At 47.6% G+C, this 23,549-nt stretch carries 20 protein-coding genes, 1 tRNA gene and 1 pseudogene; 16 read left to right on the forward strand and 6 right to left on the reverse strand.

What is annotated here, in order from left to right:
* Positions 1-316: 316 nt before the first annotated feature.
* The gene (locus ACM67B_RS09960) at positions 317-1,585 is read right to left on the reverse strand and encodes a DUF937 domain-containing protein (protein ID WP_416189481.1); all 1,269 of its coding nucleotides are present in this window, start codon (positions 1,583-1,585) and stop codon (positions 317-319) included.
* A gap of 166 nt (positions 1,586-1,751) precedes the next feature.
* Complete coding sequence (locus tag ACM67B_RS09965) at positions 1,752-2,384, reverse strand: MBL fold metallo-hydrolase (RefSeq protein WP_416189482.1); 633 nt, start codon at positions 2,382-2,384, stop codon at positions 1,752-1,754.
* 106 nt (positions 2,385-2,490) lie between these two features.
* Here ACM67B_RS09965 and ACM67B_RS09970 point away from each other — a divergent pair, with 106 nt between their 5' ends.
* The 7 genes from ACM67B_RS09970 to ACM67B_RS10000 all read left to right on the forward strand — a co-directional run bounded on the left by ACM67B_RS09970 (position 2,491) and on the right by ACM67B_RS10000 (position 10,097).
* Complete coding sequence (locus ACM67B_RS09970) at positions 2,491-3,306, forward strand: DNA ligase (protein ID WP_416189483.1); 816 nt, start codon at positions 2,491-2,493, stop codon at positions 3,304-3,306.
* Between the two features lie 311 nt (positions 3,307-3,617).
* Positions 3,618-5,000 (forward strand): tyrosine-type recombinase/integrase, encoded by a 1,383-nt coding sequence (locus ACM67B_RS09975; RefSeq protein ID WP_416189484.1) that lies wholly within the window; start codon positions 3,618-3,620, stop codon positions 4,998-5,000.
* The gene (locus tag ACM67B_RS09980) at positions 4,975-5,724 is read left to right on the forward strand and encodes a hypothetical protein (protein WP_416189485.1); all 750 of its coding nucleotides are present in this window, start codon (positions 4,975-4,977) and stop codon (positions 5,722-5,724) included. Before ACM67B_RS09975 ends, ACM67B_RS09980 begins: the two co-directional genes overlap by 26 nt.
* A gap of 123 nt (positions 5,725-5,847) precedes the next feature.
* Positions 5,848-6,033, forward strand: coding sequence for a helix-turn-helix domain-containing protein (locus tag ACM67B_RS09985; protein WP_416189486.1), 186 nt, complete (start codon positions 5,848-5,850; stop codon positions 6,031-6,033).
* Between the two features lie 235 nt (positions 6,034-6,268).
* Positions 6,269-8,776 (forward strand): VapE domain-containing protein, encoded by a 2,508-nt coding sequence (locus ACM67B_RS09990; protein WP_416189487.1) that lies wholly within the window; start codon positions 6,269-6,271, stop codon positions 8,774-8,776.
* Between the two features lie 158 nt (positions 8,777-8,934).
* Entirely contained in the window at positions 8,935-9,456 is a 522-nt protein-coding gene (locus ACM67B_RS09995; RefSeq protein ID WP_416189488.1) for a hypothetical protein, read from the forward strand.
* A gap of 374 nt (positions 9,457-9,830) precedes the next feature.
* Positions 9,831-10,097, forward strand: a complete 267-nt coding sequence (locus tag ACM67B_RS10000) for a hypothetical protein (RefSeq protein WP_416189489.1) — start codon at positions 9,831-9,833, stop codon at positions 10,095-10,097.
* Between the two features lie 121 nt (positions 10,098-10,218).
* On the opposite strand, the gene ACM67B_RS10005 is transcribed toward ACM67B_RS10000, so the two are convergent.
* The 3 genes from ACM67B_RS10005 to tpiA all read right to left on the reverse strand — a co-directional run bounded on the left by ACM67B_RS10005 (position 10,219) and on the right by tpiA (position 11,474).
* Positions 10,219-10,304, reverse strand: a tRNA-Leu gene (locus ACM67B_RS10005).
* Between the two features lie 21 nt (positions 10,305-10,325).
* Positions 10,326-10,694 (reverse strand): preprotein translocase subunit SecG, encoded by a 369-nt coding sequence (gene secG, locus ACM67B_RS10010; RefSeq protein WP_416189490.1) that lies wholly within the window; start codon positions 10,692-10,694, stop codon positions 10,326-10,328.
* A 6-nt stretch (positions 10,695-10,700) separates the two neighbouring features.
* The gene (gene tpiA, locus ACM67B_RS10015) at positions 10,701-11,474 is read right to left on the reverse strand and encodes a triose-phosphate isomerase (RefSeq protein WP_416189491.1); all 774 of its coding nucleotides are present in this window, start codon (positions 11,472-11,474) and stop codon (positions 10,701-10,703) included.
* Between the two features lie 149 nt (positions 11,475-11,623).
* Between tpiA and ACM67B_RS10020 the strand changes: the two genes are divergently transcribed.
* The 4 genes from ACM67B_RS10020 to moaA all read left to right on the forward strand — a co-directional run bounded on the left by ACM67B_RS10020 (position 11,624) and on the right by moaA (position 14,416).
* Positions 11,624-12,115 (forward strand): GAF domain-containing protein, encoded by a 492-nt coding sequence (locus tag ACM67B_RS10020; protein ID WP_416189492.1) that lies wholly within the window; start codon positions 11,624-11,626, stop codon positions 12,113-12,115.
* A gap of 82 nt (positions 12,116-12,197) precedes the next feature.
* Positions 12,198-12,854, forward strand: coding sequence for a protein-L-isoaspartate O-methyltransferase family protein (locus ACM67B_RS10025; RefSeq protein WP_416189493.1), 657 nt, complete (start codon positions 12,198-12,200; stop codon positions 12,852-12,854).
* 126 nt (positions 12,855-12,980) lie between these two features.
* Entirely contained in the window at positions 12,981-13,307 is a 327-nt protein-coding gene (locus ACM67B_RS10030; protein WP_416189494.1) for a rhodanese-like domain-containing protein, read from the forward strand.
* A 134-nt stretch (positions 13,308-13,441) separates the two neighbouring features.
* On the forward strand, positions 13,442-14,416 hold the full coding sequence (gene moaA, locus ACM67B_RS10035) for a GTP 3',8-cyclase MoaA (RefSeq protein ID WP_416189495.1): 975 nt from the start codon (positions 13,442-13,444) through the stop codon (positions 14,414-14,416).
* A 76-nt stretch (positions 14,417-14,492) separates the two neighbouring features.
* Here moaA and dnaJ read toward each other — a convergent pair whose 3' ends face one another.
* A complete protein-coding gene (gene dnaJ, locus ACM67B_RS10040) occupies positions 14,493-15,635 on the reverse strand; it encodes a molecular chaperone DnaJ (protein ID WP_095502249.1) in 1,143 nt (380 codons plus the stop codon).
* Between the two features lie 250 nt (positions 15,636-15,885).
* On the opposite strand from dnaJ, the pseudogene ACM67B_RS10045 reads away from it, so the two are divergent.
* The 5 genes and pseudogenes from ACM67B_RS10045 to ACM67B_RS10065 all read left to right on the forward strand — a co-directional run bounded on the left by ACM67B_RS10045 (position 15,886) and on the right by ACM67B_RS10065 (position 23,534).
* A pseudogene (locus ACM67B_RS10045) lies at positions 15,886-16,864 on the forward strand (IS30 family transposase).
* Positions 16,865-17,045: 181 nt separating this feature from the next.
* Positions 17,046-19,676, forward strand: a complete 2,631-nt coding sequence (gene leuS / locus ACM67B_RS10050; protein ID WP_416189496.1) for a leucine--tRNA ligase — start codon at positions 17,046-17,048, stop codon at positions 19,674-19,676.
* Between the two features lie 121 nt (positions 19,677-19,797).
* On the forward strand, positions 19,798-22,086 hold the full coding sequence (locus ACM67B_RS10055; protein ID WP_416189497.1) for a Tex family protein: 2,289 nt from the start codon (positions 19,798-19,800) through the stop codon (positions 22,084-22,086).
* A gap of 119 nt (positions 22,087-22,205) precedes the next feature.
* Positions 22,206-23,261, forward strand: coding sequence for a Fic family protein (locus ACM67B_RS10060; RefSeq protein WP_416189498.1), 1,056 nt, complete (start codon positions 22,206-22,208; stop codon positions 23,259-23,261).
* 120 nt (positions 23,262-23,381) lie between these two features.
* A complete protein-coding gene (locus tag ACM67B_RS10065) occupies positions 23,382-23,534 on the forward strand; it encodes a hypothetical protein (RefSeq protein WP_416189499.1) in 153 nt (50 codons plus the stop codon).
* Positions 23,535-23,549 lie beyond the last annotated feature (15 nt).

Genomic DNA, 23,549 nt, shown 5'->3' on the forward strand with positions numbered 1-23,549 from the left:
TTGATGTAATTCATCCCTAATCACATGTCACTCACCAAACCACTCATTCATTTTGTAATTTTATAAATAAACTTCGTCATTATAAATATAACACAGAATGAATCCTTCTTTTATTGTATCCGACCCAAAGCTGATGAACAGATCATCAATATACAAGGTAAGAAATTGATTTATTTAATATATCCATCTTGTTTCATATATACCTCATAAATTTAATTTTTTACAATAAAGCAACATAATTATTTGTCTCTCTTAATCATATGCAAAACCCATTGAAACTGAGTTTCAATGGGTTTTTCAGCCATCAGCGATTAAATTAACCTTCAACTTTCACTTCAACACGACGGCCTTCTTGCTCATTGCCGACTGCACCTGTGGTGTTTTCAGGCTTGCGCAATTCAATATTAGCTGAGTCGACACCTTGAGATTCAAGGAATACTTGAACAGCTTGAGCACGCTGTTTAGACAGTTCTTCATTGGCTGCAGCATCACCCGTGCTGTCTGCAAAACCGCTAATAACCAATTTTTTGCCTTCTTTACCGGCAGCGATTACATCGGCTACGATAGCATCAGCACCTTCAGCAATGTCGTTTTTACCGGTCGCAAAGTAGAATTTGGCTACGCCATCTTCCACTAATACACGAGCCGCTGAATCTGCTTCTTGAACCACAGGATCAGTTGCCGAAGCCACAGCAGGTGTTGCGTCAGAAGCTACAGGCGCCGCCACTTCAGAGGCAACCATCGGCTCAGCTACTTCAACCGAAGCAGACGCTTCTTCTACTGGAACGGCTACATCAGAAGCAGCAGGGGCGCTGGCTTCAACTGGTGCAGGTGCCGGAGCAGGTTCTTGTTTGTTGCCACAGCTCTTGAAGGCAAACAATGCCGCCAACGCAGCCAAACCCAAGACAATCCATTTACCTGCGCCGCCTTTTTTGGCTGCTACAGGTGCTGCCGCAGCTGCAGAGGCATTCGCGGTAGAAGCTGTTGCCGCTGCGCCAGTTGCACCCAAACCGCTAATCACATTAGTCAGGCCGCCGAACAAACCGCTCAAGCTGCCAATACCCAATGCCGATAACATGTTCGGGCTCAATACGCGTGCCAACCAGCCTTGTTGTTGACCCAATAAGCCCAACAATTGACCGTCGCTCAAATTGTCGCTTTGTGCTTTACCGCGCAAAACAGACAATACCAAAGGCAATGCCAATGCCAGCAAAGAACCTGAATATGCTTTAGAAATACCGCTTTCTGCTGCAATTTGGTCGGCTACATTTGGCGCATTACCACCCAACAAGTTAGGCAACAATTGTTTGCCCAAATCAATCAGGCTGCCTGCACCATTGCCGGTAGCAACATCGGCAACAGCAGTATTCAGACGCGCACCACCGGCACCGGTGATCAAATCCAACAAACCTGAAGCGTTGGCAGTATTGCCGCTCACATGTTTCACCAAGCCGGCTATAATCGCAGGTACCGCCAAACCAGCTGCTTGCGTACTGTTTTCAGCAGATTCGCCATTGGCTGTTAAGAACTGGGTCAACACATTACCCACCTGACTTTGCAACAAGTTACCTAAATCTAAAGACATATCTATTTCCTTCCTTTATGTTTTGCTGTGGACGTTCCGCCTGTTTTTACGAATAAACTTGCGAATTAATAACCATACTACATGAGGCACTATTATTTACAACAGCGAATTTCATTAAATTAATGAGTTTTTACAGAGTACATCATAAAACATACTAAAGTTAGAATTAAAGGAACGGATTATGTTGTTTTTCATGTGAAATAGTCGTTAATCTGCCGTGCCCGGGGATAACTTGCGTTTCAGGTGGCAATACCAAAAGCTTACTATGGATATGATTGATTAAATCTTCATGATTACCTCTCGGGAAGTCTGTGCGACCGATTGTCTCGTAAAATAACACATCACCCGCAATCAGCAGATTTTCCGCAGCACAATAAAACACCACATGCCCCGGCGTATGACCGGGAATATGCAATACCGTAAATTCGTATCGGCCAACCGTCAGTATCTCGCCCTCATTCAGCCAACGGGTCGGCACTACCGCAGGCGAAACCGGAAAACCGAATTGCGCCGTGGTTTGAGGTAAAGACTGCAGCAGGAAATCATCTTTCTTATGCGGTCCAATCACCGGCACAGGGCATTTCTTCACAAACTCATCTACTCCGCCCGCATGATCCAAATGCCCGTGCGTAAGCCAGATTTCTTTTACCGTCAGCTTGTTTTCTGCAACCTGCTGCAACAAAAACGGCACGTCGCCCCCCACATCCGTCAAAACCGCTTCATGCGTTTCATCATCCCACAACAACGAGCAATTTTGACGAAATGGCGTAACCGCCATAATTTCAACCTGTAAAGCCATGATTTAATTCCTTTTTAGTTATCTCACATTTTCAGATGACCTATTAATACAATACAATATAGTTTCTAAAGAATGGTAATTAAAGAAAATAAGAGAAGTAAAACCCATGAAACTCATCATACCTATTTTCACCATGCTTTTCATCTCAAGCCGGTTACTTGCTGCCGATTTACTGCTGGCACAAGAATACAAAAACCAAAATATTCAAGGCTGGGCGATGAGCGAAAAACTCGACGGCGTGCGCGCCTATTGGAACGGCAAACAACTCATCAGCCGTCAAGGCTACGCATTCACCCCCCCTGCCGGTTATACCCGCCACTTTCCCCCCTACCCTCTGGATGGCGAACTATTCAGCAAACGCGGTCAATTTGAACAGATTTCCGCTGCCGTGCGTTCAGCTTCAGGCAATTGGCAAAACATCAAATTGCATGTATTTGATGTCCCTCAGGCCAACGGCAATCTTTATCAGCGGCTTGATGTCGCCCAACAATGGCTACAACTGCACCCCACTGCGCCCATTGCCGTGATTGAACAAATCCCTGTAGAAAATGCCCAAGAGGCTCAAGATTTTCTCAAGCAAATTGAAGTCCAAGGAGGCGAAGGCGTGATGCTGCGCAATCCCGAACAAAGCTACACAGGAGGACGCAGCAGCCAACTTTTAAAACTCAAAAGCCAGCACGATGCCGAATGCATCATCACCCGTCATTACGAAGGCAAAGGCAAAAATCAAGGCCGGCTCGGAGCCATCGGCTGCCGCAATCAATACGGTGAATTTCGCATCGGCAGCGGATTCAAAGATGCCGAACGCGACAACCCACCACCCATCGGCGCAACCATTACCTACCGCTATCGCGGTTTTACACAAAAAGGCACACCGCGCTTTGCCACGTTTGTGCGCATTCGTGATGATCAGTTGAAGTAAATAAAAGGCCGTCTGAAAGATGACTGATTATTGATAAACAAGTTTTCAGACGGCCTATTGGCTATTATTATCTAGACGTAAAAAAACCGCCTGAATTTCAGACGGTTTTTCTTTTGATGGTGCCGACATCGAGACCCTAACCATTATATTGAGTACTACCCTACACTCTTTTAAATTGACAAAAAACTTTATTATTTTATATACTTATATAATATTCAGTATAATAAGATATAGTTTTGGTAATAGTCAAGCACACTAAAAAGGTACATCCAAGGTACAGAAACTCAGCGTAACTAGATGGAGGTTTCCAAATGCCAGTTATCACAAATAGAACAGCAAGCAGTATTAAAGCAAAAGGTAAATCCATACCACATGGAGGAGTAAGGGGGCTAAGTCTAATCCCTAGTAAAGTTAAAAATGGGGAGGGTAGCTGGGTATTTACCTTTTATTGCCCAATTGAGGGAAACAGACAACGCTATACACTAGGCAGCTTCCCTCTTATGAGTATTAAAGAAGCAAGTGATGAGGGAAATTCTGCAAGGCGGTTAGTTGAACAAGGTAAAAACCCTAAGCTTGAAGCAAAAAAGAAGCAATCTTTAGCGAAGGTAAATGCTAAGACAACATTAGAAGCGATAGCCCGTGAGTATTGGTCTGAGCAAAACAAATTAGGCGTATGGAAAAATCAGTCAGAGATACAGAAAAAAATACGGAGAATGGAAATTTATATTTTCCCTAGGATTGGTAGTCGGCCTATTTCTGAAATAAATGCTTATGAGATAATTCAAGTCTTAAAAATGCCATTGAACCCAAAGAAAATAGGTAAACGGATTGAGATAACCCTAAGTGAGAGCAAAGGCGTTTATTATGATTCACCTGAGGCTGGCAGAAAAATTATAGAATTTTTATCACAGGTTTTTGAGTATGCAGAGGCTTTAGGGTTGCGTGAGAGCAACCCGATGAAGGCCGTCAGGCGTGGGCTAGGTAAAGTTGTAGATAGGCGGGCGAGTGAAGAGAAGCACTATCCAAGCATGAAAGTGGGAAATGTAACAGGCTTTATAAAGAAACTTGTAGAAGGTAGGGATATAACAAAGCTGACAGATGGAACCAAAATGTTAATTATACAAATGCTGCTAGCAGCCCGCACAGGTGCTATTAGGTCGATGAAATGGGAGGACGTAAACCTAGAGCAAGCGGTGTGGACTTTGAGAGCACACAGTGATTTGGGGAAAATTACCCATAGTGTAAGGTATCCCCTACCAAAACAAGTAATGCAGATTTTAGAAAGAATTAAGGCTGAAAAAGACAGCTTAGGGATAAGTTCTAAAGGACTGGTCTTTCAAAATAGAAGTACAAAGAAAATGTACAGTGAAAATATCATCACAGGAGTGCTTCGCAGCTTTTCCTATAAGTTTGGTTCAGCAGCATTAGAAAGTGATATTACTGGCCGGCTGGCCGTTGCGCATGGGTTTAGGACAACCTTTAAAGCTTGGTGTGTACAGAATGGGAAGCCGCGTGAACTTAGTGAGATACAGTTAACCCATGTGCAGTTTATGAGCGCAGTAGAACGAGCCTATGACAGAGACGATAGATTAGAAGAACGTCGTTTATTGGTACAAGAATGGGCAGATTATTGCTTCAGAGAGGTGATGGATGATCAAGGGAAGGATTATGCAGCAAATGGAAGATATAGTTGATATTCAGGAACCTCAATTTAGTGAAAGCGATAGATTCCTTATACTGGCTGAACAGGCAGATAACCTGTTACCTGATGTGCTAGCACAGTTGCAGGTTTGTTCAAACCTAAGTATGCACAACTTAAATAGTCGCCTAGAAAGTGCCAGCTATTGGTTGATGAGCCAGGACCAGCCTGAACTAATCTTAGCAGGCTGTGTATTGGCCAAGGAATTAGGTAAAGTTACAGGCAAACGGGGAGTTACGAGATTTGCGGAATACCTTGCCACGCAAGTTAAAGACTATAAGGTTGAAGGCATTCCATTACCAGCAGATGAACAAGACTATATTTTAACCTATAGCAAGGTATTTTTAAGGCTACTAAACGGAGACTCATTGGCAGGCTGCACGTTGGGAGAGTTGGGTTACAGTGCAAGTAAGAAAAGCAGGTTATGTAGTAAACTGAAAATAGAAACGGAAGATGCTAACCTTTACTTCAATTGGAGCTTTGCAGTAGGTACCGATTTGAACAGATATGCTGGGAGAAACTTAGTGTCTAAGTATTTGACACCAGCAGGGGCACAGGGGTTGTATGAGAAGTGGCTATCAGACAATAACAGCTACAAAAAAATACAGGAGAAACACCCAAATAGGTTGGGTTGGTTATTTTTTCAGGCGTTTGAGTGCGCGGCATTCAACCACAGGAGGAGGTGTTTTTTGAATATTTGTGAAATTAATTCCCAATAAAATCAACGATATTTATGCGGTTGCTATTTTTTAAAATTAGCAACCGCATTTTTTTTCGCTGGGTGAGACGATAAATTACCAAACAAGGGGCATATGTGTTGCCTTGTAATTAAGGAGATTTAAATGTTTACGATTAAAGAAGATTGGTTCTACACAGTGGATGAGATTGCTGCAGCTTTACGTGTACACCCTAAAACTATCTGGTCTCGGGTAAAACGTGGAGCCATGCCACCGCTTCATGGAATTGGCCGTAAAAAGGGCTACTCAGGAGATGTGTTGCTTAAATTGATTCAAGGAAAGAGTGATTAAGACGAGACTAGGTGTAAGTATTCCGCAGAAGTGCTTCAAAAATATAGCTGATAGAGTTCAGACGAAGAGTAAGGGCTTTTCGAGAGAATAAGCCCCGAGAAGCGGTATATTTTTGAAGAGTTAAATAAGGGTGAGGCTAATATTTCCTTACGAGATAAAAAATAGAAGCGCGCCAAGTGAAATGTAAAACACCCTCATTGTGTGAGGGGTTTTACTAAATGGAAGGATTAAACAAATGAGTTTTCAGAAAGATTCTAACAGATTTAAACTTGCAAATCTAGCAGGGCTTAACCATTGGGGTTTTAGCCATGGAACAGGCACAGAAGGTAAGGTTTATAAAATTTTAAAAAATGGGTATCTATATTCACCTGCTATCAAGTATGAAAAGTTAATTGATGGAACCTATAAAAACTGGTCTGAAATGATGGTTGATGGCAGTCACCGCCTGGAAGAAGCGCTGGAATTAACCCGCAAAACAGGTTCCCTGGTTTATAGGTGTGATTTATTGGCTAACTTTTCTGAAGTACCACCTGAAGTTGTTTGCCTGGACTTTGATGATTGCAATGCCCAATTGCCTAAGGAGTGGTCATTTTTACTGGAAATGGCAGCTGTAGAAGTCAGCAGTAGCGGTAAAGGGCTACACGCATTTTTTAAAATCCCGACAGAAATGAGCAGTAAGTTCAAGGGTGATTATATCAAGCACAGGGAGTTTGGTTTTAAGCTGCAATCTAAGGCAGATAATAGCGATGGAGTGGGCATTGATTGCTTTGTAGGGGGGGTAAACCGTGTTGTAAAGGTTACCGGGGATGCCTTAAATGATTGGCAGACTATGGTTGAATTACCTGAGTTAAAAGGCCAAAATCTGGAGTTTTTAGACAAATGTTTTAAGGCTAAAGGCTTCTATCAGATTCAAGAGCCTGATGAAGCTAAATATAATGGCAAGGTTTCAGGATATATGAATCAGGCTGTAGGAATTGAGGCACAAGCCATTGAATCTATGGGCGCTGGTGTTGAGAATAGTTCAGAGGTTATCAGATTGATGCGCCAGCACAATTACTTTTTGGGTGTCAACGGCGGCTTGGTTCAGTTGTTAGACGGGAATGCAGAATTTATCAATACACACTTTGGTGATTGGTCTGCAGCAGATGCAGCAGCCTGTTTAGAGGCTTCTTACTACACCCGCAAAGCTGAAGTTATTGCTGAAGCTATTAGTGGAACCAAGCTGGCTGCAAGAGGAGCTGGATACACTGGAAAGAATCCCACAAAATGGAGTAGAGAGGATTATATAAAGAGAACGGTAGATTATGCCTTACAGGCGAGAATTAAGAAGGGGAATACTTATCAAGCTGCACAGGAGGTGAAGGAGAGAAATAGGGCTGAGGGGCAATCCCGCTTAGAAGAATGGCCTGAGGAATTGAGGAAAGAATTAGAGTTAGATAATAATTTACGCCCTAAAGCAACCTTAATGAATGCAGTAAGATTCTTAACTTTACACCACGATTTCAAGGGGGTAATTGGTTGGAACGATTTAAGTAACCGCACTGAAGTAAAACGTGTGCCGCATTGGTCTAAGGGACGAGCCCTATGCCAAGGTACCTTAAACCGTGATGGCATGGGGGCGATTCTAACACGTTTGTGCTTTTTAGGGTGCAACATAACCCGACAGACTTTAGAATCGGCTTTATCTACAGTAGCAGAGCAACAAGTATTTAACCCTTTGGCGGATAAATTAAACGCACTTAAATGGGACGGTACTCCAAGACTTGAAAAGGCCGCCAGCACATACCTTAACCTTGACAAAGGTTACAGCAAAAGGGAACGTGAAATTGTGAATATGATGTTTAAACTGTCACTTATTGCAGCAGTACGCAGGGGGATGAGTTCGCCGAATGAGCAAATTAAGTCAGATACCATGCTTATCTTATTGGGAGGACCAGGTGTGAGAAAAAGCACGGCAGTTAAGATTTTAGGGGAAGCATGTGGGGGGGAGTTTTACACAGATAGCTTGCCTTCACTTAATGAGGATACTAGAGAATTCCAACGAGCTATTAGGGGGTTATGGTTCGCAGAGGTAGCGGAAATGGCTTCACTGCTTCAAGGTAGAGGAGGAACAGAGGTTGTAAAACACGTACTCAGTGCGAGTGAAGACAGGTTCCGTGAGAATTATAACGAGCACAATAGTTCTCATAGAAGAACTTGTAGTTTTATAGGCACTTTTAACCCTAACGGTTTGGGTTTTATTAGAGATTATGCGTTATGCCGCCGCTTTTGGCCGATTAAAGTAGGAGGAACGATTGATACAGAAGGCTTACTGAGCATTAGAGAACAACTGTTTGCAGAGGCCGTGTATTTAGCAAAAGAAGGTGTAGAACATTATTTTTCTAAACCTGAGGATATAGAAGTACAAGAAAAGTTAGTTTCTGAATTTTACCGAGCAAATGTGTTAGTAGATGATGTTGAAAAGTATCTCTCAAGCCGCGGGCAACATGGTTATGTTTTTAGTACAAAAGATGTCTATGACCATTTTACTATGAGTGGAGAAAATAAACTCTTAAACCTTACAGGGAAACGAAGCTATGCACAGGTTGAGTATTTCATTTGTGATGCATTGCAACAACTTGGTTACGAGAGTTTTACAGAGACAACAGGGACTGGAATTTTAAAACGGTCTAAAACGTTATGGAGGCGTGTTGATACCTGTAGCTTTTCGGAGATGATAAGAGACTTGAAAAAGGCAACCTAAGTCTCTTCCCCTTCTATCAGAGGGAGGGCAAGCCCTAACTATCAAAATTTATATTTGCAAAAAGTAGAGAAAAACTGTGCTAGCTTTTTAAGGGGGGGGGGGGGGGGATATAGCCCCCCCCCCTATATAATCATTTATTTTTTTGAGGATTTCAATATATGCCGAAACCGATTAGCAATAGAGTAGAAGAAGCACTCAAATTGATGGGACTAGAAGAAAGAACAGAGGGGAATACAACGCTAAAACCTCTTGTGGAGGATAAAGAACAAAAGTTTAAAGAACGTTTAACTAGCATAATCCAAGAGTTGCAAGCCCAATCACAAAAGGAAGTTGTAGAGCGGGCACAGAGGGTAATTGACCTTGTTACCGCAGGGGCAGCTGCAGAGGTTGGACTAGAACAGGCAGCCGCTTTACAGGCACTTACCTATGAATTTAGCTTAAATACCCTCAAGGCCGCTATAGAGAAGCCATATTCAGGACAACAGGAGCGGTTTTGCAGACTTGTTAACCTACATACTAAGTTATCACTTCAGCTGAAACAATCTGCAGCGTGGTCTTACCGTGAAAAAAACTTTGTAGGTAAAGCAAGCGGCCTAGGTCGTAACGATTCCCGCGTGAGTGACCGTATTCTAAGAAGGGGAACCAGCACAGCAGAAGGTTGTTTTGATGAATCCTTGTAAACTTTAAGACCTTAAAAAGCTATCTGAAACTTCAGATAGCTTTTCTTTCAGAAAAACTCAAAATTTTTTGAGAGATACCTATAAGGCGCAAGGCAAACAGGCACCAACAAAAGTGTGTACGTCAAGACGAGTGTTAATTATCTTAGTACAAATACCCTGTGAATTATGGCAGAGGGTACACCACACCAGCTGGTGTGTGTTAGAACAAACCTCACCTATGATAGGTAAAGCAAAGGAATGACCTACAGAAACTGTATAAATTTATACATTAAAAAACAAATAGTTATTTTGCTATTAATAGTTATATTTAAGCACACATGATTTTGATAAGTGGGATAATAGCTTCCTGATTTACTGAATAACGAGGTGTTAAAATGGAATACAAAGATTATGTTACGCTTGACCGTTTCATTGTGGAATGGGCATTAGAGGCTTTTAATGTATTAGCAGACGAAGTTAGCGAGATTGAATATTTGGTAGAAGCTGCAAAAGCCCTTACAAGAGAGCCTTCAGTAGTTACACTTCTAGAGCGTTCACAAGATAAAATAGAAAGGGCTTTTGATGAAATGCCTTACGACGCAATCATATCTTTAGAGTCTCAACTTTTATATAAGAATAAGGGAGAAAATTTGAGTAGCTAGATAAGAAGAATGGCTAGGTTAATCTAGCTATGAATTTATGCAAAAGGTACAGATATGGTACATACCTTTTAAAAAAAGAAAACCGTAAGCCTCATAAATCAATGGCTTACGGTTCTTTTGATGGTGCCGACATCGAGACTTGAACTCGAACGATCTAGGATCACTACCCCCTCAAGATAGCGTGTCTACCAATTCCACCATGTCGGCCGGTAACTTTTACTTTTTGATTTACTGCTGCGCGGATGAGGCCGGAGTAGGGGCAGCAGGTGTGGTATTTGTATTGCTTGGTGCAGGTGCAGTTTGCGCCGGTTGGCTTTGCTGCACGGTACTGAAGTCTAAACCGTGGCGTGTGGTGTTGGAATGGATATACACCATCGCCATGCAGGTGGCGAAAAACACAGTGGCTGCAATAGCAGTTGAGCGTGTCAGGAAGTTGGCATTGCCGCCCGAACCGAATACACCTTGTGCACTACCGCTACCTGAGCCGAAAGTGGCGCCGGCATCCGCACCTTTGCCGTGTTGGAGCAATACCAACACAATCACGGCCAATGCGGAAATGATGTTCACAATCCAAATAACGGTTTTAAAGGCTTCCATAATTCTCTACGATGCTTGCGCGGCGTCGATGATGGCGGTAAACGAGTCATAAGACAAGGATGCGCCGCCGACTAATGCGCCGTCTACATGTGGCACGGCGAAAATGTCTGCTGCGTTTTCAGCTTTCACGCTTCCGCCGTAAAGAATGCGGATTTTAACATCGTCGCCACACAAAGACAAGATTTGTTTGTGGATAAACGCATGCATGTCGGCGATTTGCTCGACGGTAGCCACTTTGCCGGTGCCGATTGCCCAAACCGGCTCGTAGGCGACAGCGATGTTTTTGGTGTCTAAGCCTTGCAACACGGATAATTGATGCGCAATCACTTCCTGCTCTTGGCCGGCTTCGCGCTCTTCCAAGCTTTCGCCGGCACATAATAATGGAATCAGGCCGACGTTTAATACGTTTTCCATTTTACGGCGTTGGATTTCGTTTTTCTCACCGAAATACAAGCTGCGCTCGGAGTGGCCGATTAATACGATGTCGGTGCCGATGTCGGCCAACATTTCGGCAGATACTTCGCCGGTGTACGCGCCGTTATTCGGGAAGCGGCTCACGTCTTGGGCGCAGGTTAATATGCGGTTGTTCAACACAATCTGCATGGCGTTGTGCAGCTGCAACAGATACACGGTCGGTGCGGCCAAGCCGATTAATACGCGCTCGGCGGTCGGCATGATGCGGAAGCGGTGCATGAGTGCGTTGTTGTTTTGCAGGCGGCCGTTCATTTTCCAGTTGCCGATGACCCATTTTTGATCCCACATACCGATTTCGTGTTGCATGTTGCTTGCTCCGTCAGATTAAATCACTGTAACGAAGTGTAGTTCATATCGACATGATTAGCAATATTTCTTGTTCAGACGGCCTTATTTCCTGCCGAATAGCCAATTGGTCTATAATTCGTTTTTATTTTTTCAGACGGCCTTTTTTCATGCATTCACTTCATCTTTCCCACACCGACAAAACCGCGCGTTATCAAGAATTGCTGCCGCAGATTGAGAGCGTGATCAGCGGTGAAACCAATCTGATTGCCAACTTGGCCAATACTGCCGCTATCTTAAAAGAAGCATTCGGCTGGTTTTGGGTTGGTTTTTATTTGGTGGAACAAGAACGCCAAGAATTGGTGTTGGCACCATTCCAAGGCCCGTTGGCCTGCACGCGGATTCCTTACGGGCGCGGCGTGTGCGGACAAGCTTGGGCACGCGGCGAAACCATCGTGGTCGAAGACGTAAACCAACACCCCGACCACATCGCCTGCTCATCCTTATCACAATCGGAAATTGTGGTGCCGCTGTTTGATTCAGACGGCCGCTGCTATGGCGTGCTTGATGTGGATGACGACAAGCTGGCGCAGTTTGACGACACCGATGCCCGCTATTTAAATGCATTAGCCGACATACTCAGCCGCCACGCAATGAAATAGGCCGTCTGAAATATGGCAAGGCGGCCGATTCGATTCTATAATAATGGCTCTTTCCCGATAACACCCGCCACGGAGCACAATCATGGACTTTGACAAAGCGCGTTTCAATATGGTCGAACAACAAATCCGCCCTTGGGACGTGTTGGATTTTAATGTGCTCGATGCCCTGATGGAGATTCCGCGCGAACGTTTCGTTGCCAAAAATCAGCAAGGTTTGGCGTATTCCGACACCGAATTGCCGCTGCCCAACGGCCACAAAATGCTGGAGCCCAAAGTTGTGGCACGCTTGGCGCAAGGTTTGAAATTAAGCAAGCAAGACAAAGTGTTAGAAATCGGTACCGGCTCGGGCTATGCCACTGCATTGCTGGCAGAATTGGCCGGCGAAGTGGTTTCAGACGACCTCGATATTGAGCAGCAAAACCGTGCCAAAGCCATCTTAGACGATTTAGGCTATCAAAACATTTATTACGCACAAAACGACGGCCTAGCCGAACACACCGAAGGCGCGCCATTTGATGCGATTTACGTTGGCGGCGGTGTGTATGACGTGCCGGAAACCTTAAAAGCGCAATTGAAAGACGGCGGCCGCATGGTAGTTGTGGTCGGCAACAAACCGGTGCAACGCGCCCTGCTCGTTACCCGCAACGGCAATGAATTCAGCCAAAGCGTGTTGTTCGATACCCTCATCGCCCACCTCAACGATAAAACCAATCAACCTTTTGGCGACTTTGATTTTTAAAGATTGCCACCATATTAAATCCAAGAGCTTGCCGAATGATTGATATCGGCTCCGCTCCAAGAAAGGCCGTCTGAAACATTTCCTTTCAGACGGCCTGTTTTACTCTTAAAAAACAAAGGCCGAATAATGATGATTCCGCAACTTTCCGTGATTGAATTCAAAAAATGGCAAGATGAAGGCCGTGAATTTCATTTGCTCGACGTGCGCACCGATGACGAAGTCGAAATCTGCGCCCTGCCCAACGCCATTCATATCCCGATGAACCTAATACCGTTGCGCCACAACGAATTGCCCGACGACGGCCTGCCGATTGTGGTGTATTGCCACCACGGCATCCGCAGCCTGCACACCGCGCTTTATTTGGCCGACATGGGCTTTGAGCCATTGTATAACCTGCAAGGCGGCATAGATGAATGGGCGTTGCAAGTAGATGAGAATGTCGCTCGTTATTAAAAACTTAAAGCGAAAAAGGTTATTTTGTTTTGCCATTTTGCCAAACACACGATAAGATTAAGCCCATAATTTTAAAGATAAAATTTTATCTAAACACGACCAAATAACTAAATCGAAATAACTAGAAATCCATCATGCTGACCGACCCATTCGGCCGTACCGTCGACTACTTACGGATATCCGTGACCGACCGCTGCGACCTGCGCTGCACTTATTGTCTGCCCAAAGGCTTCAAAGGTTTTTCCATTCCCAAAGAATGGCTGACCATTGAAGAACTCGGCCGCGTGGCCGCCGCGTTCGCCCGCCTCGGCACCAAACGCTTCCGCCTGACCGGCGGCGAACCCCTGTTGCGCAAAGGTTTGGCTGATTTGGCCGCCGAAATCAACCGCCAGCCCGGTGTGGAAGACATTTCACTCACCACCAACGGCACCCAGCTCGACAAACACGCCCACGCCCTACGCCAAGCCGGTGTGCGCCGCTTAAACATCAGCCTTGACAGCCTGCGCCGCGACTGCGTGACCAGCATCACCGGCAGCGACTGTCTGCCGCAAGTGCTTGATGGCATCAAAGCTGCCAAAGAAGCCGGCTTCGAGCGCATCAAAATCAACATGGTGCCGCTCAAAGGCGTTAACGACATGGATTTGGACGAAATGGTCGCCTTCTGCATGGAACACGGCTTTATCCTGAATCTTATCGAAGCCATGCCGATGGGCACCACCGGCCAAGCCCACGCCAAAGTCAGCTTGCAACCGGTATTGGAAGAATTGCGCCAAAAGTTCGACTTAAGCCCGTTTGAAGGCAAAATCGGCGGCGGCCCCGCGCGCTACTGGCAAAGCGAAAACAACGGCTTCACCCTCGGCCTGATTACCCCGATGAGCCAACACTTCTGCGCCACCTGCAACCGCGTGCGTCTCTCAGCCACCGGCAACATCCACCTCTGCCTCGGCCAAGAAGACAAAGCGCCATTACGCGACCTGCTGCGCGACAACTGCACCGATGCCGAGCTCGACCAAGCCATCCGCGATGCGATTGCGATGAAACCGGAAAAGCACGAATTTGTGGAAAATCCGAAGAAAATTATTCGAGTGATGGCGTTGACTGGGGGTTAAGCGCTGACCTGTTTAGATTGATAAAAGGCCGTCTGAAAATCTATTTTTCAGACGGCCTTTTATCATTTTCCGCTCATCAATCAAACAAATCGCCCAATTTATCTAAAAACGATTTCTTGCGCGGGGTTTGGCTGCGGTCGAGTCCGGTAGAAATGCTTTCAAATTCTTCCAGCAATTCTTTTTGGCGGTCGGTCAGGTTTACAGGGGTTTCTACCACCACATGGCAATATAAATCACCGGTAGCGCTGGAACGCAGTGATTTGATGCCTTTGCCTTTCACACGCATGCGGCGGCCGTTTTGGGTTTCTTTCGGGATATTGAGTTTCACCTTGCCATCCAAAGTCGGCACTTCCACATCACCGCCCAAAGCGGCCACGGCGAAGCTGATTGGCAGTTCGCAATGCAGATCCAAGCCGTTGCGCTCGAAGATTTTGTGTTCTTTAACATGCACGTTGACGTACAAATCGCCGGCCGGTGCGCCGTGTTGACCCGGTTCGCCTTCGCCGCTCAAGCGGATGCGTTGGCCGTCGTCGATGCCTGCCGGAATGTTGACTTCAACGGTTTTGCTGGTTTTGGTACGGCCTTCGCCACGACATTTCACGCAAGGATCTTTGATTTCTTTGCCGGTGCCGTGACAGGTCGGACAGGTTTGCTGCATTTGGAAAATGGCTTGGCGGATGTGTACCGTGCCCGAGCCATGACAAGTCGAACAGGTGCTGGCCGATGTACCCGGTTTGGCACCGCTGCCATGACACACATCGCATTCTTCATAAGTCGGAATATTGATGCGCTTTTTCAAACCTTTGGCGGCTTCTTCCAAGGTGATTTCTACGCCAACCTGCAAATCCGCACCTTGATAATTCGGCTGACGGCCGCCACCTGCGGCACCGCCAAACATTTGGCTGAAAATATCGCTGAAGTCAAAGCCTTGTGCACCGCCAAAGCCACCGCCGAATCCGCCGCCAAAACCACCTGCGCCGCCGCCCATGCCTTGCTCGAAAGCGGCATGGCCGTATTGGTCGTACATGGTGCGTTTTTCTTTATCGGAAAGGGTGTCGTAGGCTTTTTGGATTTCTTTAAATTTCTCTTCCGCTTCTTTATTGTCGGGATTGCGGTCGGGATGGTATTTCATCGCCAATTTACGGTAGGCTTTTTTGATGTCGTCTTCGCTCGCGCTGCGGGCAACGCCGAGGGTTTCGTAAAAGTCTTGATTGCTCATGTTCGTAGTGGAATAGATTAGGTGTTAAAACTGGTGTGCAGATATGGGCAGTGATGGGAATCTCAAGGGGAAAAAGCGAAATAAAAGGCCGTCTGAATATTTTTTGATGGGGATGGTTTCAGATTAGGGCAAAGATTTGCCTGTTCACCGTCTAAAGGCCCTTACATTCGCCTAACAAGTGCAATTTCCAATAACAGAAAAGGCCAGTATGCGGTAGTATACTGCCTTTCCTGACAAGAAAGATTGCAATATGGCCTACACACAACTGACCTCACACCAAAGATACTACATTTCCAGACATTACCGCAACCTACCCCTAAACCAAATCGCACAGAACATCGGTTGTCATCCCGCCACCGTCAGTCGGGAAATCAGACGGCATTCCGTCAACGGAACCTACTGTTACCGAAAAGCACAACAGCAAAGCGAAGTTAAAAAGAAAAACAAAAAGCCAACCAAACTGACTACTGCCGTCAAACAGACTGTTAACAAACTGATTACCCAAAAATACAGCCCCGAACAAGTCTGCGGCTACCTGCTGAAACATCAACACATCAAACTGCACCACAGCACCCTTTACCGCTATCTCGCCAAAGACCGTCAAAACGGCGGCGACCTGTACACCCATCTGCGTATCGTTTCCAAACCCTACCGCAGAAAATACGGCAGCGGTGCATGGACAAAAGGCAGCGTACCGGACAGAACCGACATTGAACACAGACCTGCCATTGTTGATCAAAAAGAGCGGGTTGGCGATTTCGAGATGGACACTATTGTCGGTAAAGACCAAAAAAGCGGACTGGTGGTTGCTGTTGGGACTGGTGGTTGCTGTTGAAAGAAAAACCAAATTTGTCGTTATCCGCAAAATCAGCAATTTCAAAGCAGAAGATGTAGCCCGGGTAGTGATTCGGGCATTGAAGCCGTTTAAAGATATCATTCAAACGATTACTTTGGATAACGGTAAAGAGTTTTACCGGCATAAAACCTTTGCCAAAGCCCTGGGTGCGGAAACTTACTTCTGCCGTCCATACCATTCTTGGGAAAAAGGCTTGGTGGAAAATACCAACGGGCTGATCAGACAATACTTCCCCAAAGGGACGGATTTTAGGAAACTGGGTGCTAAAAAGATTAAAGCGGTTGAGGAGGCCCTTAACCGCCGACCGAGAAAGACATTGGACTATGAGACACCGGGTGATCTGTTTTCAGCAGCCCTTGCCAATGGCATTTGAGCGTTGCACTTGAAATGCGAATGTAAGGCCGTCTGAAAAACAGCAATATTTTTTCAGACGGCCTGTTTATTATATCTATTCCCTATGCAAACAAGTTCCGCAAATTGCCGACAATCTGCCAGTAAACTGCTATAATCCCATGCTAATTTTTCACTTTTTTTCAGCGTAAAGCAGACGAATCATGCAAGAACAATACCAACCGTCCGCCATCGAACCGGCGGCGCAAGCAAAATGGGACGAAGCCCGTATTTTCAATGTATCGGAAGATACGTCCAAACCGAAATACTACTGCCTGTCGATGTTCCCCTATCCGAGCGGCAAGCTGCACATGGGCCATGTGCGCAACTACACCATCGGCGACGTATTGAGCCGTTTCAAATTGCTCAATGGTTTCAACGTGATGCAGCCGATGGGTTGGGACGCGTTCGGCATGCCGGCGGAAAATGCGGCGATGAAAAACAACGTCGCCCCTGCCGCGTGGACGTATGACAACATCGAATACATGAAAACCCAGCTCAAAAGTTTGGGTTTTGCCATCGACTGGGATCGCGAACTGGCTACCTGCACGCCGGAATACTACCGCTGGGAGCAATGGCTGTTTACCAAATTGTTTGAAAAAGGCATTGTTTACCGTAAAAACGGCACGGTCAACTGGGATCCGGTCGATCAAACCGTATTGGCCAACGAGCAAGTAATTGATGGTCGCGGCTGGCGTTCGGGCGCGGTGATTGAGAAACGCGAAATCCCGATGTATTACTTCAAAATCACCGATTACGCCGAAGAACTGCTGGCCGATTTGGACAAACTCGACCACTGGCCGGAACAAGTCAAAACCATGCAGCGCAACTGGATCGGCAAATCACGCGGCATGACCGTGCGCTTCCCGGTGGCCGACAACAGCAAACAAGGTTTGGAAGGCGATTACGCCGATTATCTGCAAGTGTACACCACCCGCCCAGACACCTTGATGGGTGCGACTTATGTGGCTGTGGCCGCCGAACATCCGCTGGCTACCGCCGCCGCTGCCGATGTGCCGCAACTGCAAGAATTCATTGCCGAATGCAAAGCCGGTTCGGTTGCCGAAGCCGACATGGCAACCATGGAAAAACGCGGCATGCCGACCGGCCGTTACGTCATCAACCCGCTCAACGGCGAAGAATTGGAAGTATGGATTGCCAACTATGTGTTGTGGGGCTATGGCGACGGCGCGGTAATGGCCGTACCTGCGCATGACGAACGCGATTTTGAGTTTGCCAACAAATACAGCCTGCCGATTAAACAAGTCATCGCTGTCGGCGACAATGCATTCGACGATACGACATGGCAAGAATGGTATGCCGACAAAGAAAACGGCGTATTGGTCAACAGCGGCGAATTCGACGGCTTAGACTTTCAGACGGCCTTCGACAAAATCGGCGAGAAACTGCAAAGCCTGCAACTGGGCGAACCGAAAACCCAATACCGCCTGCGCGACTGGGGCATTTCACGCCAACGCTACTGGGGCTGCCCGATTCCGATTGTGCATTGCGAAAGCTGCGGCGATGTGCCGGTGCCGGCCGACCAATTGCCGGTCGTGCTGCCGGAAAACGTCGTGCCCGACGGCATGGGTTCGCCTTTGGCCAAAATGCCCGAATTCTACGAAACCACCTGCCCGCATTGCGGCGGCGCGGCCAAACGCGAAACCGACACCATGGATACCTTCATGGAATCGAGCTGGTATTTCTTCCGCTATATGTCGCCGCAGTTTTCAGAAGGCATGGTCAGCACCGAAGCTGCACAATACTGGGGCGCGGTTGACCAATACATCGGCGGCATCGAACACGCCATTTTGCACCTTTTATACGCGCGTTTCTTCACCAAACTGATGCGCGACGAAGGCTTGGTGAACGTTGACGAACCGTTCGAGCGCTTGCTGACCCAAGGCATGGTCGTGTGCGAAACCTATTTCCGCGAAGGCGCCAGCGGCAGCAAAGAGTGGATTAATCCGGCCGATGTCGAAGTGCAAACCGATGAAAAAGGCCGCCCTGTTTCGGCGACACTTAAATCTGACGGCCTGCCGGTTAAAATCGCCGGCGTGGAAAAAATGTCGAAATCGAAAAACAACGGCGTTGACCCGCAAGCCCTGATTGAAGCCTACGGCGCCGACACCGCCCGCTTGTTTATGATGTTTGCCGCCCCGCCGGAGCAATCTTTGGAATGGAGCGACAGCGGCGTGGAAGGCGCACACCGCTTCTTGCGCCGCCTGTGGCGCACCGTGTTCGACTTCCGCAAACAAGGCGATGCCGTGGCTGCATTCTCGGGCAATCAAGAAAACTTGAGCAAAGAGCTGAAAGAATTGCGCCACAAGCTGCACAGCACCATCGCCAAAGTCAGCGACGATTACGGCCGCCGTCAGCAGTTCAACACCGCCATCGCCGCCGTGATGGAATTGCTCAACCAGTTTGACAAAACCGACACCGGCAGCGAGCAAGGCCGCACCGTGGCGCAAGAAGTGCTCGAAGCCGTCGTGCGCCTGTTGTGGCCGATTGTGCCGCATATCTGCGAAAGCTTGTGGGCCGAGCTCAACAACACCCAACTGTGGGATGCCGCTTGGCCGCAAGTCGATGAAGCCGCTTTGGTGAAATCGGAAATCGAGATTATGGTTCAGGTCAACGGCAAGCTGCGCGGCAAAATCACCGTGGCCGCCGATGCCTCGAAAGAGCAAATCGAAGCCGCCGCACTCACCAGCGAAGGCGCGGTGAAATTCATGGACGGCAAAGCACCGAAAAAAGTGATTGTGGTGCCGGGTCGTTTGGTGAATATCGTCGTGTAAACATCGTGGGGTAAAACCCGAATCCAAGAAGGCCGTCTGAACGATTTCAGACGGCCTTTTCGCTTGATATCCGCTATAATCAATCTTTTTTCAGACGGCCTTTTGCCCCGACTTTCCAACCATGAACATCACCCAAATCCTCGCTCAAGAACTTTCCGCCACCGCCGCCCAAATCACCGCCACCGTCGCCATGCTTGACGAAGGCGCGACTGTGCCGTTTATCGCGCGTTACCGCAAAGAAGCCACCGGCGGCTTGGACGACACGCAATTGCGCACGCTGGCCGAGCGTCTGCAATACCTGCGCGAACTCGAAGCGCGCAAAGAAACCGTGTTAAAAAGCATTGAAGAACAGGGCAAACTTTCAGACGGCCTGCGTGAGCAAATCAAAGCCTGCGACAACAAAACTGCGCTGGAAGATTTATACCTGCCCTACAAACCGAAACGCCGCACCAAAGCGCAAATCGCCCGCGAGCAAGGTTTGCAGCCGTTAGCCGATGTATTGCTGAATGAGCAGCCGCAAGACGCGGAAGCCGCCGCCGCGCCGTTTGTCAAAGGCGGCATCGCCGACACCAAAGCCGCACTCGACGGCGCACGCGCAATTTTGATGGAGCAATTCGCCGAAGATGCCGAACTCATCGGCCGTTTGCGTGAGAAATTGTGGAACGAAGCCGAAATCCACGCGCAAGTGATGGACGGCAAAGAAAACGAAGGCGAAAAATTCAAAGATTATTTCGACCACCGCGAAGCCGTGCGCACCATGCCGAGCCACCGCGCACTGGCCGTTTTGCGCGGCCGCAACGAAGGCGTGTTGTCCATCGCATTGAAATACCAACCCGATGACACGCCGATTACCCAAGCCTCTGAATACGAAACATTAATCGCCCAACATTTCCACGTTTCAGACGGCCACAAATGGCTGCGCGACACCGTGCGCCTGACATGGCGCGCCAAAATCTTCCTGTCGCTCGAATTGGAAGCCTTAGGCCGTCTGAAAGAAAATGCCGACAGCGATGCGATTACCGTGTTCGCCCGCAACCTCAAAGACTTGCTGCTCGCCGCCCCCGCCGGCCGTCTGACCACGCTCGGTCTCGATCCCGGCTACCGCAACGGCGTGAAATGCGCGGTAGTGAGCGACACGGGCAAGCTGCTGGATACCGTGATTGTGTATTTGCACCAAGAAAACAATATGTTGGCCACGCTTGCCGGTTTGATTAAAAAACACAGCGTGAAGCTGATTGCCATCGGCAACGGCACTGCCAGCCGCGAAACCGACAAACTGGCAGGCGAATTGGTAAAAGGCATGCCGGAAATGGGTTTGCATAAAATCGTCGTCTCCGAAGCCGGTGCGTCCATCTATTCCGCCAGCGAATTGGCCGCGCGCGAATTCCCCGAATTGGATGTGAGCCTGCGTGGCGCCGTCTCCATCGCCCGCCGCCTGCAAGACCCGCTGGCCGAATTGGTGAAAATCGACCCGAAATCCATCGGCGTCGGCCAATACCAGCACGACGTGAACCAAAGCCAACTGGCCAAATCGCTCGATGCCGTGGTGGAAGACTGCGTGAACGCCGTGGGCGTGGACGTGAACACCGCCTCCGCCCCGCTGCTCGCCCGCATTTCCGGCCTGAATCAAACCCTTGCGCAAAACATCGTCGCCTACCGCGACGAACACGGCGCGTTCGACAGCCGCAAAAAACTCTTAAAAGTGCCGCGCTTGGGCGAAAAAACCTTCGAGCAAGCCGCCGGCTTTTTGCGCATCAACGGCGGCAAAGAACCGCTCGATGCCAGCGCCGTGCACCCCGAAGCCTATCCGATTGTCACCAAAATGCTCGATGATTTGCACATCAAAGCCGGCGATTTAATCGGCAACCGCGAACAAATCAAACACATCAAACCCGCCGCCTACACCACCGAACAATTCGGCCTGCCGACCGTGTTGGACATTCTCACCGAACTCGAAAAACCCGGCCGCGACCCGCGCGGCGAGTTTCAGACGGCCTTATTTGCCGAAGGCGTAAACGAAATCAAAGACCTGCAAATCGGCATGATTTTAGAAGGCGTGGTGAGCAACGTCGCCAACTTCGGTGCATTCGTCGACATCGGCGTACACCAAGACGGCCTCGTCCACATCTCCGCCCTTGCCAACAAATACGTCAGCGACCCGCGCGAAGTGGTGAAAGCAGGCGATGTGGTCAAAGTGAAAGTGCTGGAAGTGGACGAAAAACGCAAACGCATCGCGCTCACCATGCGATTGGATGATGATGGCGGCGCAAGCAATAAACGCAGCGACAGGCCATCTGAAAACCATTCGGGCAACGGTAAGGCGCGTTCAAACAGCAACTCACGCAATCCGCGTGAAAAAGCAGTGGGCAATACTGCAATGGCGGATGCGTTTGCTAAGTTGAAGAAATAATATAAAAATATAAGGTTAAACATGACGTGTAAAAAAATCCCGTTTTTTTTAGCATATTGCTAAAATATAGCAAAAAAACGGGATTTTTTTACAACGTCTACCTTATCAACGGCTTAATCATGTATTCCATTCACTCATTTCCACCTCATACTGATTTCGAAACTGTGGCTGTCTTAAAAAAACTGGCAGCGGCACACCGTCATCTAGCCGAATTTAAAGGAATCTGCCGCAGCATTCCGAATCAAGGTATTCTCATCAATACCTTAGTTTTACAAGAAGCAAAAGACAGCTCTGAAATTGAAAACATCATTACTACACACGATGAATTGTTTCGAGCTGAACTTTCGCCAAGCACAAACCCGGCAGCGAAAGAAGTGCAGAATTACGCTGCTGCACTGCATTGTGGTTTCGCCTTGGTAAACAAACACGGCATGCTCACCAACAACCATATTTTACAGATTCAGGAAACCTTGGAGAAAAACCGGGCAGGTTTCCGCAAACAATCCGGAACCATGCTGAAAAACGACCAAACCGGTCAAGTCGTCTACACTCCGCCGCAACATCACGACGAAGTCATCAGCCTGATGCGCGGCTTAGAAGACTTCATTAACGGCAGCCAGCCGGATAGCGATCCGCTGATTCGTATGGCACTGATCCACCATCAATTTGAAAGCATTCATCCGTTTTACGACGGCAACGGCAGAACCGGGCGCATCATCAATGTACTGTATTTGGTTTTAAACGGTTTGCTGGATATTCCCGTGCTGTATCTCAGCCGTTATTTGGTACAAAACAAAAGCGAATACTACCGTCTGCTGCAAAGTGTGCGTGATACAGGTGAGTGGGAAGCGTGGATTCTTTATATGCTGGAAGCCGTTGAGCAAACCGCCAAAGACGGCATCAACACGGTGCAACATATCAGCCAAGCCATGATGGACTACAAGCACAGAATCAGAAGCAGTTTCAGCTTTTACAGCCAAGACCTCATCAACCACTTATTCGTCCATCCCTATGCCAAAATCGAGTTTCTCATGCAGACGTTGAAAATTTCACGCCCCAGCGCGGCTAAGTATTTGGATGAACTCACGCAAAGCGGCTTTCTGCACAAACAGAAAATAGGCAGAAGCAATTATTATATAAACGTTGCACTCATGGCGGTATTACTGCCTGAATGACACACTTGCGGACGTAAAACTGAAAAAGTAATTTTGAAAAAATTGCCTGAACGAGACAAATAAATTTCAGACGACCTCACCCTTTAACTAATTCACCCACATTAATTAACGAGCAAAGCAATGGCTAAACCCCAATCTATCGAACCCAATATTACCGACCTTGCCAATAGCTGGCTAAAATCATACAAACTGGATTACAAACTTGAACAAGAGCATCTCAATACCGAAATTGATAAAGCCTTGCCGAGTATTTTTCTAAAAATGGCGGCGTAGGCGCTAATCGTCCCG

It is taken from the genome of Neisseria sp. CCUG17229 (assembly GCF_047839235.1).
In the GTDB taxonomy this organism is placed as follows: domain Bacteria; phylum Pseudomonadota; class Gammaproteobacteria; order Burkholderiales; family Neisseriaceae; genus Neisseria; species Neisseria brasiliensis.